The organism is Bacillus sp. EB106-07-01-XG149 (genome assembly GCF_058791555.1).
The window spans coordinates 122205-137518 of sequence record NZ_JBYTDP010000003.1 but is presented as its reverse complement, the minus strand read 5'-3'; the positions used below and the strand labels follow the sequence as shown (position 1 = coordinate 137518).

Genomic DNA, 15314 nt, shown 5'->3' with positions numbered 1-15314 from the left:
TTTTCTGGATCCGTTGTTTCTGGTTTCTCTGGATCCGTTGTTTCTGGTTTCTCTGGATCCGTTGTTTCTGGTTTTTCTGGATCCGTTGTTTCTGGTTCTTCTGGACCTGGTGGTGCTAAAGAAGTCAATTTATTCAATACTTCTAATTGAACTGGACTTATCATTCCTTTTGTAATTTCAAATGGAATTGGATGAGTTAATTTTTCATAACCTTTTGGTGCTTCTACTTCTACAAGTGTGTAGTGACCTACAGATAAGTCTGAGACTTTCGCTTTTCCTTCTTTATCTGTTGCTACTTTCGTTACTACTTTGCCTTTTTCGTCATGAACTTCAAATACTGCTCCTGATAATACATTCTTACTTTCAGCAGCCATTTTTGTAATTTCTACTGAACCTTTATCTAACTGTTCATTCTCTACTTTTAGTGATAAAACTTCTGTCATACCTTTTTTGATTTCGAATGATACTGGCTCTGTTAGTTTTTTGTAGCCTGGTAAATTTTCTACTTCTACTAATTTGTAACTCCCTACAGATAGGTCTGAAATGTTTGCTTTTCCTTCTTTATCTGTTTTTACTTTCGTTACTACTTTTCCTTTTTCATCTTGCACTTCGAAAGTTACGCCCGCTAACACTGTTCCACTGTCTTTATCCACTTTTGTAACTTCTACATTACCTTTGTCTACCAATTCATTCTCTATTTTCAATGATAAGACTTTCGTCATACCTTTTGTAATTTCAAATGATACTGGTTTTTCTAGCTTTTTATAACCTGGTAAACTTTCTACCTCTACTAATTTGTAACTTCCTACAGATAGATCTGAAATGTTTGCTTTTCCTTCTTTATCTGTTGTCACTTTCGCTACTACTTTGCCTTGCTCATCTTGTACTTCGAAGACTACGCCTGCTAATGCTTTTTGACTATCTTTATCTACTTTTGTACTTTCTACTGAGCCTTTGTCTAACTGTTCATTCTCTACTTTCAATGATAAGACTTTTGTCATACCTTTTTTAATTTCGAATGATACTGGCTCTGTTAATTTTTTGTAGCCTGGTAAATTCTCTACTTCTACTAGTTTGTAACTTCCTACAGATAGATCTGAAATTTTCGCTTTTCCTTCTTTATCTGTTTTTACTTTCGTTACTACTTTTCCTTTTTCATCTTGCACTTCGAATGTTACGCCTTCTAATAACGCGCCACTTTCTTTGTCTACTTTTATAATTTCTACTGAACCTTTATCTACTAATTCGTTCTCTACTTTTAGTGATAAAACTTCTGTCATACCTTTTTTGATTTCAAACGATACTGGTTTCGCTAGTTTTTTATATCCTGGTAAGCTCTCTACCTCTACTAGCTTATATTTCCCTACTGATAAATCTGAAACGTTTGCTTTTCCTTCTTTATCTGTCGTTACTTTTGTTACTACTTTATCCTTTTCATCTTGCACTTCGAATGTTACGCCCGCTAATACTGCGCCACTTTCTTTATCCACTTTTGTAATCTCTACTGTTCCTTTATCTAACAGTTCGTTCTCTACTTTTAGTGATAAAACTTTCGTCATACCTTTTTTGATTTCAAATGATACTGGTTCTGTTAATTGTTTGTAACCTGGTAAGCTTTCTTTCTCTACTAATTTGTATTTTCCTACAGATAAATCTGCAATTGTTGCTTTTCCTTCTTTATCTGTTGTTACTGTCGTTACTACTTTTCCTTGTTCATCTTGTACTTCGAAGACTACGCCTGCTAATGCTTTTTGACTGTCTTTATCTACTTTTGTAATTTCTACGTTACCCTTGTCTAACATTTCATTTTCTACTGTTAAAGCAAGAGATTTTGTCATACCTTTTTCAATTTGGAAAGCAATCGGATCTACTAATTGCTTATATCCTTTTGGTGCTTTCACTTCTACTAGCTTATATGTTCCAACTGATAAATTAGTGACTTGTGCTTGTCCTTTTTTATCTGTCGTTATTTTAGCGACTACTTGTCCTGCTTCATCTTGAATATCAAATACTGCATCAGCTAAAGCATCTTTATTTTCTTTGTCTACTTTTGTAATTTCTACATTTCCTGTATCTACTAATTCATTTTCGACTGTTAGCTTTAATGCTGTTACTCTGCCCTTTTCAATTTCGAATGAAATTGGCTTTTCAAGTGGTTTGTATCCTACTGGTGTTCCTACTTCCACCAACTCATACTTTCCAATAGATAAATCTGAAACGTTTGCTTTTCCTTCTTTATCTGTTGTTACTTTTCTTACTACTTTTCCTTTTGAATCACGTACTTCAAATACAACATCTTTTAATGGTGCTTTACTATCTTTATCTATTTTTATTATCTCTACATTTCCAGTATCCATCATTTCATTTTCTACTTTTAATGATAGTATCTTGGTCATGCCCTTTGTAATTTCAAATGATACTGGTTTTTCTAGCTTTTTATAACCTGGTAAACTTTCTATCTCTACTAATTCATACTTGCCTACAGGTAAATCTGCAACATTTGCTTTTCCTTCTTTATCTGTCGTTACTTTTTTAACTTCGTTACCTTTTTCATCTTGGACAACGAACGTTACTCCCGCTAGCAGTGCTTTATTATCTTTGTCTATCTTTGTTATCTCTACATTCCCCGTATCTACCATTTCATTTTCTATTTTTAATGATAAGATCTCGGTCATGCCTTTTGTAATTTCAAACAATACTGGCTCTATTAATTTCTTATATCCTGGTAAGCTTTCTTTTTCTACTAATTTGTACTTTCCTACTGATAAATCTGAAATTGTTGCTTTTCCATCTTTATCTGTTGTTACTTCTTTTACTACTTTATCTTTTTCATCTTGTACTTCGAAGACTACACCTTTTAATACTTTCTGGCTGTCTTTATCTACTTTTGTAATTTCTATTGAACCTTTATCTAACTGTTCATTCTCTACTTTCAATGATAGGACTTTCTTCATACCTTTTGTAATTTCAAATGATACTGGTTCTTTTAGTTTCTTATAACCTGGTAAGCTTTTCGTCTCTACTAATTTGTACTTTCCTACTGAAAGATCTGAAACGTTCGCTTTTCCTTCTTTATCTGTTGTTACTTCTTTTACTACTTTATCTTTTTCATCTCGTACTTCGAAAACTACGCCTTTTAATACTTTCTGGCTGTCTTTATCTATTTTTGTAATTTCTACTGAACCTTTATCTAACTGTTCATTCTCTACTTTCAATGATAGGACTTTCGTCATACCTTTTGTAATTTCAAACGATACTGGCTCTGTTAGTTTCTTGTAACCTAGTAAGCTTTTCGTCTCTACTAATTTGTACTTTCCTACTGAAAGATCTGAAACGTTTGCCATTCCTTCTTTATCCGTCGTTACTTTTTTTACTACTTCACCTTTCTCATCTTGAACTTCAAATTCGACACCCGCTAATACTGAACCGTTTTCTTTGTCCACCTTTGTAATTTCTACATTACCTTTGTCTGTCATTGCATTTTTTACTGTTATTGGGAATATGCCGTCCCCTGTTACATTTACTTCGAACTCTGTTTCTTTTAATTGGTATCCTTCAGGCGCTTTCGTTTCTTTTAAAATATATTTCCCTGGCGCTAACGGTTTAGAGATTGCCTTACCATCTTTATCTGTAACAATATGCTCAACTACTACACTGTCTTTTACTATATCAAACTCTGCATTTGCTAATGGTTTTTCACCATTTTCCGAATCAATTTTCTTTAATTCGATTTGACCCTTTTGCAAAGTATTTTTGACTTCAATGGCTTTTGTTTCACCAGCTTGAAGCGTAACCTCTACTGGAATTGTTAATTTTTGATATCCTTCTGGTGCTACTGTTTCATAAATTTTATACGTCCCAGGAGCTAAAGTTTGAGGTATTGAAAAGCCGTTTTCGTCCGTTATCAGTTTTGCAACAACTTCATTTGCACTATTTCGAACTTCAAATTCAGCACCTTTCAACCCTTTGTTCGGATTCTCAGCATCTATTTTATGAATCGATACTGTACCTTCTTTTGGAGCTTCAGGCGGCGTAACAATTACTTCTTTCGATGTTAATGTTTTATCATCAAAATGTAATTCCGCTTTATTAGGAATCTTCTTATCTACGTAAGAAGATAAATCTGCATTAGCTTTAATTTTCGCCTTAATGCTGAGGTTAATTACCTGGTCTTCATATGACTTATAGTCAAAATTCTCACCAAACGCAAATGTTACTTCACTTCTTTGTTTATCTATATTTAACGTTCCTTTAGAAGTAATATCTTGACCATTTTGATCATATACTTTTGCCTCTAATACTTCTAAAACATCTTCTAAATCATCACTAATTACCATTGACGTATAATTAGGTGAATTTTTCGGTATATGTGTACCAACTTGGTATTGAATAGCTTGATCCATTTGTGTTAACTGCTGATTCTCTACAAGCTTACCATTCTCATCTACTATATTTTTTTCAATGCTAGGTGGATTATCGTCACCTGAACCGGTTCCTCCCCCACCACTTACGAATACTTCTCCCACTTTTTCTTCAGTTACAATATTTTTACCTTCTAATTTCACTGTATTTTTATGAGGCTTTGCAGCAGGATTAGTAATCTTTGTTTTATATCTTAAAATATAACCTTTTGAGCTGTCTGGAAATTCAATTGTAAATCCAGTTTTCATTGCATTAATTTTAATTTTAGATAAATCTGCTGGCTTAACATTTGTTGGTGCATAGCCATCTTCAAATACAGCCTCTTCTAATACTAAACTATTTGTAATTAATTCATGCCCAGGTCCTAATGTGTCTGTTAATTTAAGATCTTGCATTTCTGTTCCAGTTGCATTTACATATACCGTCCAGTCTGCAATTGAAGGGTCTTCCTGATTATAAGAACCCCATTTCAATAGATTATCTGTATTGGGCTGTGGCTTCGGTCTCTCTGTCGTATTATTTACACTTACTTCTTTATTTACGATTTGACCATCAACGTTAAATTCTAATGGGATTTTTTTAATACCATCATATGCTTCTAGACCAAAATAAAATTCTACGAATAAAGAACCTTTAATGTTATTCTTTCCTTCTACGTAATCACCCATAGTACATGTCAATAGACCCTTTTTCATCTCACATGTACCAACTGTTTTTCCTTCAGCATCTTTTAAAGGAAAACTCATATTCATAAGATCTTTTCTGAATTCTTTTGGCATATCAATTGTGAATTGATCTCCACTTTTTATTTTTTCTTTAGCTGACCACTTCACTTCTACTTTCATACCATCTGAGGCTTGATATGGTTCAGACGTTGTACCATCAGTACGGGAGATATTAATCTCGTCCACTGGATTTTTTATCACAGCGGCTTGAATAACTGGAGCCCACACATTTAGTACTGAAAATAATACTAGAAAAACTAATGAAACCATCGAAATATGCCTTTTAGTACTTTTCATTTGCATAATCCCCTCCTATTTTTTATATTTATATAACAAAAAAAAGACCGTCCGGTTGCATCAAAAATGTGCAACCAGACGATCTTAGTAACCAATATGTATTACCGTAGACTCTAAGCTTTGCGGCCTATCCTTTCGAATAGTGTGCTAAAAATATTTTTTATTCTTTTTTTGTTTCATTTTCCTCTTAAACCAAATATTACTATACCGTCTGGACGGTTATAATTCAATACTCTGTAAAATTGTTCTATTTTTCTAATAAAAAAAATAATTCACCAGTGCATTAAATAAGCAATGGTGAATTATTTTACATTATATAGTTCGTATATTCTATTTATATGAATTATAAATAAGAGCTTGAATCACTTTTTCTCTTAATTCAGGGCTTAGTCTTCCAACCCCTAAATATTCCGAATACCATAATCCATCTGCCGCTAATCTAATAATTGTGGCACAAACTGAATCTATCTCATCATTTTCTATTTTATTTTGCAGTTGCTGAAATGATTGTTGTAACGGTTCAAGTAATTCAGGTTTTAGCATTAATGCTGCCATCATACTACTCCCCAGCTCTTCTACTCTTCTCTCATTACTTAATCTTTCCTCTACAAAAGAACGTACCCACCTTCCTTTCTTCTCTAAGTCTTCCGCAACTTTATTGTGAATAGCGTCTTGATACTCCTCCGTCCCTTTGAGTATCATGCCCTCTATTAAAGCTTCTTTAGTTGAAAAGTGATACAACAATCCACCTTTACTTATCCCCGCCTCTTTTGCTACCGCTTCTAAAGTTAACTTAGCAACCCCTTTACATTGCACAATTTGAGAAGCGGCTGCTAAAATCTTTTGCCTTGTTATACTTATACTCATTCCTTTTTAACCCCCCCATTTCTACTAAATTTATATAAATGCGTATCTTATTTTTAATATTGCTGAGTAACAATAAATATTTTCTTTATACAACAAAGGCTCCATTACCTTTGAATTTTTCGTTGCTTCTTCTATTAAAAATTTCCATATCATTCAATATGATAACATTAAACACTCAAAGTTGACTATACATCTATACTTTTATATTCATTGAAAATATATCCATAAACACGAAATGTATAAAAATTAATTATCCTTATATATATAATCTGTAATTTAAAGAGGTTTATATTTTCATAAAAATAAAGTGGAATTTTATAAGGATGATTCCATTGAAAAAATTTTCTATTAGTTATTTAATATGCTTACTGGTTTTTTCTATCATTGTGAACGTTTTACAGTATACACTAGTTCCAAATTATGCTGACTCTCATTCACCTCGCTTTTCCTTCCACATATATTATTCATTATTTTCACATAAAAAAATAGCCCTCTATGCTAAAACATAGAGGGCGGAATTTCTATATAAAAACCTATAACTTATCCTAAAGTGCCTCCCCTAAACAGAACATCTAAACTATCTATGCCCTATATTCTTTAGGGGATAGGTGGTTATTAGAAAGTAGTGTCTTCTTTTTTATAATATTCTTTTGAAATCTCTTCATAAAATGCAGCTGATGTCGTGTAGAAATAAGGTACTAACCATAAGAAACCGATTCCTAAAGTAAGAATACTTAAAATGAACCAACCTAAGAAGCTTAAGCATAGTAAAAAGTAATCCATTTTATGTCCATTCATCATACGACGACTTTCAGTAATCGCTTGATTCGCTGTATATTCTGGATGATCATTCAAAATAAAATATGTCATAGAATAAGAAAATGATTTAATAATACCTGGAATAATAAGAAGTAATGTCCATAGAATCAAGTACACATTCATTAGTAAATATGTTAAAAACGATTTCATAAACTTACTTCCATCGTTAAACCATCTAAATATATGACCGATACGAGCATTAGTCCCACGAATTACATTTAAAACAAAATAAGAAGCACCCACTGTTAACGGACCGATAATAAACATTGCAATAATAGTTACTGTAAGTGACTCATTTGCTTCTTCCCAACCCCAAAACATTGAGAAAATACCTGTGGTTAGCATTTCAACAGCTCCAATAAGGATTCCGACTAATAAGGTTGCCCCTACCGCTAACCCCCATTTTCCTTTTAATGCATCAAGTGCTGCTCTTTTTAACTGACTTATCATATATAGCCTCCTAATACTTTTTCTATATTAGTATACCATTTATATGAAAAATCCCACAGATTTCCCTGAAATAGAAGTATACTACTTTTTCGATATATGTGCGCTGTAGCTGTACTAATATATGGATTAAGCCCCTCATTTTCCTATAACAAAAAAAGCCTGCCTTTCATAATAGGCAAGCTTTTTCAAGTTAATCTTCACTTAATCTCTTCTTATACCAATCCTGCATTCTCTTCGCATCTTCTACTCTCGTATGCTCTAATTTGTAATTCGATGATGCGTTAGAGAACTTATACGTACATAAATTTGCACGGCGCTGGAAATATGATTGTGTCTTTTCCATTGATTGGATGTGTCTTCTTCTAACAAGTCCTGTATATTTTCCGATGCTGCGATATACAAGCGTAATTTGCTCTCCGTTTACACTGTAACCATTCGTTTTAAATGTTGCGTATCCAAGTGTAAAGATGAGAATCGCGAGCGGAATTAATGCCCACATGATGAAGTGCTTTTCAGAGTATATACTTATTCCAATAAGCGGGATTGCTAGCATTGCGAAGAATATAAAACTATCAATTAAGTAACGACGTAATGCTGCTTTTGGTAATGAAATAATGTTTGTATTCAGTTCGTATGGTAATTGTAAATGTGCAAGTAACTGTTGTACGCGATCTTTTCGAATGATAGGATGCAGTGTAACTTTTTCTTTCTCGTCACCCAGTCCTTTACTTTGAATGACTTCTACTTGCACAGCACAATAACCGAATGGCTGACGTAAAATACTTTCTTTTATCGTAATACCTTGAATACGATGTAACTTTAGGACGAGTTCTTTTTTCTCAAGTAATCCTTGCGAAATGCGGACTTCATCATTTCTTCGATTCACTGTGAAATCTCCATGTTTTAACGCGTAACCAATTGTCGATATGATCCACGAAAGGACGATCAAAATGACTATCATGAAAATCCAGCCATATATATCATGTTCCATTACATACGACTTTACGCCATTCTCTATCCATTTCGGAATGTACTCATCTACTTGATGATACACGAAAAAGATTAATGAGAATAATAGTCCAAACTGACCAGATGTAACAGATGCTAATAAAATTTCTTTCCAAGTTAATTTGTATTCTGTCGCTTGTTTTTCTTCTGTAACGATTTCTTTTTCGACTACTTTTTCTGATGTATCTTCTGCTTTCACTTCTGGAGTTGGCTCATTTAGCATTGCAATAAGCTCTGTTGCCTCTTCTACTGTAATACCAGCTAAGCTAACTTCTGCATCATCGCCTCCGCCAGCTGTTTCAATCTGAATTTTCTTTAAGCCAAGCATTTGATATAACACGTTAGAACTTGTGTTAATCGTTTGAACACGTTCTTTATTTAAATAGCTCTCCTTCTTCACAAAGAGCCCTTGTTTCACATGCAATACGTTATTTTCAACCCAATATATTGTGTAATACCATTTTTCAAATGCTGAAAAAACGGTAAGTAAACCGAATGCAGCAGGAATTAAATACCAAAACGGGAATTTTCCGTTTAAGCTAAACATGAAAATAATGAGTGGTATAAAGTCTGTTATTTTTAATTCTAATAACATCGTGATTGGATGCTGCCTCTTATACATCCTCATCACTCACTTTCGCTAATTCTGCGATTTTCGTTTTCAACATTTCTGCTTCATACATCGTTAAGCCTGGGATGCTGTGAGAAGTTGCCGCTGTAGAAATATGTAATTCTGCTAAACCATATTTTCTCATAATCGGTCCTTGTTCAATTGTCACGTGCTGCACACGAATCATCGGTACTAATACGCGCTTTACGACGAAAAGACCATGCTGAATTTCAAGTTCTTCTTCATTTAGTTGATAGCTATAATAACGCTGACGAAGTTTCGGGAATACGAAGTACTCCAATGGCGCTAGTGCAACCGTTAACCCAATTAACACGTACAAAATCCATGCCCACCAATCAAACTTTATCATGAGTAAAAGGTAAGCTAAAATGACAAGAATACCGATCCCTTCTTCAATTACAGCACGAACTTTCCACACCTTGACCATGTCAGGGTGAATTTCATTTTTCAATGGATCCATGTAACCACTCCAAATCTAGTAATCTAATATATGAATACTCTCAATCTATATTTTACATAACTTTACATAAAATTGAAATTTAATCTTCTTTCTTCTCAGGAATAAAATATCCGAACCAAAGTAGCCAAATGAAACCGATTAGCTTCATCCAACTTCCATCCGCTTGAAAAGCTTCTATCATGCCTGGAATTTTATACACTCCAATGAACCCAAGAAAACCGAGCCACCAGTTTTTTTGCATTTTCACTTTTATTCCTCCTTCATTACGTTTTTCACATTTTGAATCCAAATTTCTTTATACTTTAACTGGAATCCCATCAGCATGTAATTACTCATATTATCGATCACAAGCGCTAACGTATGAGCATTTTCTTCCGTTGCATGTTGTGAAACAACGTCAAGTTCTACACCTTTCTTCAATAAATCGTGGAAACCATTTAAGAAATCTTCTTGTATTTCAAATAAGCGTTTCTGATACTTTTCATTTCGCGATGCAGTTACGATAAATTCATTTATAACACGTAATATTCCTTCTTGACCTTCATACTCAGAGAGCATATGTAAACCATCGGCAATTAACTTTTCTGCAAATTTTTCTTTCGTATATTTTTCTTTATCGAAATAACTAACGAAATGATAACCAGAAAAAATCTCTTCAAATAAAAAATCAACTAACGCTTCTTTAGAAGAAAAATGATAATAAATAGCCGGTTTTGAAATACCTACCTCTTTCGCAATCATGGAAAGGCTCATCTTCTCAATACCGTGCTCTGCCATGAGTTTAAATGATGCCTCGACAATGTTTTGCGATGTTTGTAAATTCTTTGTCATACTGTACCTCACTTATTTTTACTTACCGGTCGGTAAGTAAATTATAAAATGAAACGAAATGATTTGCAAGTTAGTTAGCGCTTCAGGAGGAATTTATTGGTAAATGCAGAAAAGTATAAAGTAAAAGCAACATATAACAATAAGGAGGATATTCCTATGGGACTTGGCGGTAAAGGTGGTAGTGGTGGCACTGGCGGCGGTGATGCTGGACAAGGTGGTAAAAGCGGATTTCCATTCATCGTTGTACTCTTCATCGTATTGATTATTGCCGGAGTTAGCTATATCGGCATTAACTTCTAAAAAAAGCATCCTAAATTACACATTTAGGATGCTTTCTTTTTAATTTCTATTAAGTAGTCGCATACGATAACAATTCATCGTCACTTCTCCGAGTCTTTGCAGTAATTGATAGTTCGCATATGCGCCAACCGGGGCACCGATTATTGGTACGAGCTGAAGCATTTTTGCTAAATCGATATAGTCTCGGTACTCTGTTTGGAACTTTTCCCAGTCCATATGATTTTCTTCTTCTGTATCCCACGTTTCGATTGCTTTCCATATTTCTTTTCGGTGATCGTCACTTGAAAAGGCAAGTTGAAAAACGTGAAGGATAAAAAGGCGCTCCTCTTTGTTACTCGTATCAAATCCGTACAATGTTGCGGCATCGAATAAAAATTTAATTTTAATGCCGAGTAAAAGCGGAAAATCAGCAAGGCCAAGGAGAATACCGCCAGCTCCCGTCCCTGCTCCTTCTGCCGCTGCTATTTTTTTGTACTCATCCATTTTTTTACGTACTTCGTCGTCTCTTCTTTGCAATGACCAGTTCGTCTCTTTTAATTTCGGCTTTATAAAGTTTGATCCGGCACTAATTGTTTGCACCATCATCCGAATCGTTTCCGTTAATACTTTTTGCACTTTCGCCGGAATAAGCTGTTGTACTTTCGTCTGCACTTTCTTAGAGAACCGCGTCATCATAGAAGAATCTTTCATGAATGTAGCTTTCCACTGCTCCAATTCTTTTATAACCTTCTCTTCGTATGTAATCATAGGTTCATTCCCTTCAATTTAAACGCTCAATACGTTTCGCCCCGTATTGATAAACGAAACCGATACTAAATATTATGCTTACGACTAGTAAAATTCCCGTCATCATGAAATCTTTCGTCGCAAGGGCGAATATAACTGTAAATACAACGCTGCCGGTAATAAGGATCGCATTTAATAAGACAAGAAAATCTTTCTTCTTCTCTTCTCCCCCTACCGGATACAAATCAAGCCAAATCTTCATGCGGTGATGTTTCCATAAAGTTAATAACTGATAACCGATTAAGTATAGGAAAATAAGGCTTACGATAAATCGTCCATATAAAAACGGAATGAAGTACAAAATAACTCCGCCAAGAGCGAGCAAACGCACATATAAGCCGAAATAGTTACTAGATCGTAAAAACGTTCTCGTATATAAGTATAAATATGTACGCTTCTCACCAATCATTGAAAGAATGAAATCAAGCCATTTTCTACGTGCTACTCTTTCTTTTAATGCAGGTACATCAACGAACATATTCGCGATGCGGTACAACATCATCATCTTCTTACCTTCTTCAGAAATTAAGTACTCCCAGTTTAGCGGCTTTCCCTTCACCATTTGATGCAGTACTACAAGGTATAACACCATGAGAAGGATGATTCCGCCAACAAAAATAACGGAAGTACGCTCTACAAGGAAGTACACAAATAAACCGTTTAAAATAAAACGAATGAACCAATCAGCTCTTTGTATATTTTGATCTGTTAAAAATGATTTTTCCCACGCGACGAATAAGTTCCACGCTTTTACAATGACAAACGCAAGTACAATCCATATGTAAGCCGCTCCTGTTTGCTTCATTTGCTGGAAGTATAACGGGGCAAGCGCTGCCGCTACGATTGCGATTATGTATAACTGAATCATAAACGTAAAGAGAAATGCCTTTGTAAAGTACGGTTTTAACTTTTCTTCAACTGGCAGCAAGTAAACGAGATCCGCTTCTTTTAATAACGTTTGAATAGATCCGGCCGTTAATACGAGTCCAAGCAACACTGCCATAACGAGCGCTGTCGGAAACGAAGAGGTTAACGTTTGTAACCATTGCTGGTAATAATACGCACCTGCGCCGATGATGAATACGAAAATAAATTTCAAATGATCATTAAATACGTATTTACTATATGTACGAACTTCTTTTAGAAAGTGACGAAATCGTTCTTTCCATAATGCTGTGCTATTCATAATCTTCTTCCTTCGTTAATGCAATATAAATATCATCTAACGTTGCACCTGGCATATTAAACTGTGATTGCAGTTCAGATAATGTTCCTTTCGCTCTTACTTCGCCTTGATGCAAAATAATAAATGAATCACAATAACGCTCTGCCGTCGCTAAAATATGTGTACTCATTAAGATTCCTGCACCGCTCTTTTTCATTTGATCCATCATTTGAAGAAGTGATTGAATCGCTAACGGATCAAGCCCAACGAAAGGTTCGTCCACAATATAAAGAGATGGTTCCACTAAAAACGCACTCATAATCATTACTTTTTGTTTCATCCCTTTTGAGAAATGAGATGGAAACCATTTTAAACGATTTTTCATGCGAAATTCTTGTAATAGTTGCCCTACACGTTCTTCATATTGTTTTTCCTCGACACCGTACGCCATCGCTGTTAACTTCAAATGTTCTTCTAGCGTTAGCTCGTCATATAATACTGGTGTTTCTGGGATGAACGAAAAACTAGAACGGTACGCTGTCATATCATCACGAATTGTTTTCCCATTAATTGTGACAGTTCCTTTTTTCGGTTCCATTAAACCGATAATATGTTTAATCGTCGTACTCTTCCCGGCTCCATTTAAACCGATTAAGCCGACAAGTTCGCCTTTATTCACAGAGAACGAAACATCTTTTAGTACAGGTCGTTTCGTATATCCTCCTGTAACATTTTCTACACGCAATAACTCGCTCATACGACACCACTTTCTTCATTAGTATTCATTCTATATTCATCTTACCAAAAATAACGCTGTACTACATAGTATCGATGCCCTCAAAAAAAATTTAAATTTGTTCGCATATATTTTTACGAAAGCGGACATCATAATTAGTGAAGAAGGAACACATTGAAAAAGCGACCACCAATTGATGAGTACAACAACATAGTGAAGTCATCATGAAATGGGGTGTCCATGTTGGACAAAGAAATTTACACATAACCAGATCATTTGTTTCATTTTAGAAACGGGGTGTCTCCGAAAGAGCATATACTGTTTTAAAAAATAAACAATTTCCTTTTATAAAGATTGCAATTCATTTCACTTGAAAATGGGGTGTCTACGGCAGAAACTTTAGCCGATTTACCGTGCATTTCTTAAATAAATGAGGTGTCTGCGAAACGTAAATTACGATAATGCTTTTTCAATCCCTCTTCAGAAAACAGGAAGCTGAGTCAGCTTCCTGTTTTTCGTGTTTGTTCTCTTATATAATTATGGTAAAATACGGCTAAGGCTACTTGAAAGGATGAGATCAATGAACCATACAGCGGACAATTGTATTTTTTGTAAAATTATTGACGGGCAAATCCCTTGCTCAAAAGTATACGAAGATGAACATGTGCTTGCATTTTTAGATATTAGTCAAGTAACAAAAGGACATACTCTTGTTATTCCAAAAGTTCACAAACAAGACATTTTTGCGTTAACGCCAGAAATCGCATCACACATTTTTTCTGTCGTTCCGAAAATCGCAAATGCGATTAAAGCAGAGTTTAATCCAGTTGGCTTTAACCTACTTAACAATAACGGTGAAAAAGCTGGACAAACTGTGTTCCACTTCCACCTTCATTTAATTCCACGCTACGGTGAAAACGATGGTTTCGGTGCTGTTTGGAAATCACATCAAAATGAATACACAATGGAAAATTTACAAAACATCGCAAGTACAATTGCAAATAGTGTGAAATAATGACACTATAATAAGAAGTAATACATAACAAGCCACTTTCCTAAAGTGATTACATATTGCATGGCTTGTTTCTCCATTCAAGATGCCAGGGAATGTGCATTGCACACTTTTCTTTCCCTTGTCTTAAAGATATGCATATTTTTTCACATCATGAATACGAACAAAAAATAAGGAGGTTTCCTTTTATGTCAAAAGCTAAATCCTTTATTACAGGTGTCATTTGCGGCGGGGCAGTTGCTGGATTAGCCGTTCTTTTCTCTACTCCTTCTTCTGGTAAAGCTATGCGCGGTAAGCTGAAAGAAAAAGGAACTGATATTAAAAAGACTTTAGCTGATATTACAGCTGATACAAAATTATTAAAACGTCAAATCGTTGAAACTGCTTCGGAAGGTAAAGAAGTGTTTCAAGAATTAAAAGAAGATATGCAAGACACGCTTTCTAACTGGAAGCAAGATATTTCTCAAAACAAACGACATATTGAGCAAGAAATTTTGGACATTCAAAAATCAATTGAGAAACTACAAGAAGCTGTTCCGGAAAAAGCGTAAACAAATTCCTGCTTAGTTTTTTGCATATAACAAATATTTTTTATATAAATTGACCTTAACACGGCATATCACACAGATATGCCGTGTTTTTATGCATTTACAATATATGTTATCACTTAACATGTAAGGACAACACATGTATTCACGACTCATAAAACGCTTCCATGCTTATGCATAATTTGTATAGAATGTCATTTTTCCGAAAAATTTTCACAATTCTCACAAAAAGACTTTATTAATTTTTACTTTACTGG

General features: G+C 34.5%; 13 protein-coding genes and 1 riboswitch. Of the genes, 3 read left to right on the top strand and 10 right to left on the bottom strand.

What is annotated here, in order from left to right; translation table 11 throughout:
- The 7 genes from AC3WTA_RS12975 to AC3WTA_RS12945 form a co-directional block, all read right to left on the bottom strand.
- Positions 1 to 5450 (bottom strand): SpaA isopeptide-forming pilin-related protein (locus tag AC3WTA_RS12975; protein ID WP_492332904.1); only part of this gene is annotated, 5450 nt, incomplete at its 3' end.
- A 60-nt stretch (positions 5451 to 5510) separates the two neighbouring features.
- Positions 5511 to 5603: riboswitch (cyclic di-GMP riboswitch) on the bottom strand.
- A gap of 171 nt (positions 5604 to 5774) precedes the next feature.
- A complete protein-coding gene (locus tag AC3WTA_RS12970) occupies positions 5775 to 6311 on the bottom strand; it encodes a TetR/AcrR family transcriptional regulator (RefSeq protein WP_000028006.1) in 537 nt (178 codons plus the stop codon).
- Positions 6312 to 6926: 615 nt separating this feature from the next.
- Positions 6927 to 7580 (bottom strand): DUF975 family protein, encoded by a 654-nt coding sequence (locus AC3WTA_RS12965; RefSeq protein ID WP_000625389.1) that lies wholly within the window; start codon positions 7578 to 7580, stop codon positions 6927 to 6929.
- Positions 7581 to 7770: 190 nt separating this feature from the next.
- Positions 7771 to 9210, bottom strand: a complete 1440-nt coding sequence (locus AC3WTA_RS12960; protein WP_000278210.1) for a PH domain-containing protein — start codon at positions 9208 to 9210, stop codon at positions 7771 to 7773.
- Complete coding sequence (locus AC3WTA_RS12955) at positions 9203 to 9679, bottom strand: PH domain-containing protein (RefSeq protein WP_000371360.1); 477 nt, start codon at positions 9677 to 9679, stop codon at positions 9203 to 9205. Before AC3WTA_RS12955 ends, AC3WTA_RS12960 begins: the two co-directional genes overlap by 8 nt.
- A gap of 79 nt (positions 9680 to 9758) precedes the next feature.
- Positions 9759 to 9926 carry a hypothetical protein gene (locus tag AC3WTA_RS12950; RefSeq protein ID WP_000783815.1) on the bottom strand — a complete coding sequence of 56 codons (168 nt, stop codon included), beginning with the start codon at positions 9924 to 9926 and terminating at the stop codon, positions 9759 to 9761.
- Positions 9927 to 9928: 2 nt separating this feature from the next.
- Entirely contained in the window at positions 9929 to 10510 is a 582-nt protein-coding gene (locus AC3WTA_RS12945) for a TetR/AcrR family transcriptional regulator (protein WP_000164847.1), read from the bottom strand.
- Positions 10511 to 10666: 156 nt separating this feature from the next.
- Between AC3WTA_RS12945 and AC3WTA_RS12940 the strand changes: the two genes are divergently transcribed.
- The gene (locus tag AC3WTA_RS12940) at positions 10667 to 10810 is read left to right on the top strand and encodes a YjcZ family sporulation protein (protein ID WP_078182943.1); all 144 of its coding nucleotides are present in this window, start codon (positions 10667 to 10669) and stop codon (positions 10808 to 10810) included.
- A gap of 39 nt (positions 10811 to 10849) precedes the next feature.
- Here AC3WTA_RS12940 and ecsC read toward each other — a convergent pair whose 3' ends face one another.
- Genes ecsC through ecsA form a run of 3 tightly spaced genes read right to left on the bottom strand, consistent with a single transcriptional unit; the run spans position 10850 to position 13518 of the window.
- Complete coding sequence (gene ecsC, locus AC3WTA_RS12935; protein WP_000634133.1) at positions 10850 to 11557, bottom strand: ecs operon protein EcsC; 708 nt, start codon at positions 11555 to 11557, stop codon at positions 10850 to 10852.
- A gap of 13 nt (positions 11558 to 11570) precedes the next feature.
- Positions 11571 to 12782 (bottom strand): ABC transporter permease EcsB, encoded by a 1212-nt coding sequence (gene ecsB / locus AC3WTA_RS12930; RefSeq protein WP_001089128.1) that lies wholly within the window; start codon positions 12780 to 12782, stop codon positions 11571 to 11573.
- Positions 12775 to 13518, bottom strand: a complete 744-nt coding sequence (ecsA, locus tag AC3WTA_RS12925; protein WP_001292612.1) for an ABC transporter ATP-binding protein EcsA — start codon at positions 13516 to 13518, stop codon at positions 12775 to 12777. The genes ecsB and ecsA overlap by 8 nt, the downstream gene beginning before the upstream one ends.
- Before the next feature lie 559 nt (positions 13519 to 14077).
- On the opposite strand from ecsA, the gene AC3WTA_RS12920 reads away from it, so the two are divergent.
- Complete coding sequence (locus AC3WTA_RS12920; protein WP_001016840.1) at positions 14078 to 14512, top strand: HIT family protein; 435 nt, start codon at positions 14078 to 14080, stop codon at positions 14510 to 14512.
- Positions 14513 to 14697: 185 nt separating this feature from the next.
- Entirely contained in the window at positions 14698 to 15060 is a 363-nt protein-coding gene (locus tag AC3WTA_RS12915) for a YtxH domain-containing protein (protein WP_000030297.1), read from the top strand.
- The last annotated feature ends 254 nt before the right edge of the window (positions 15061 to 15314 follow it).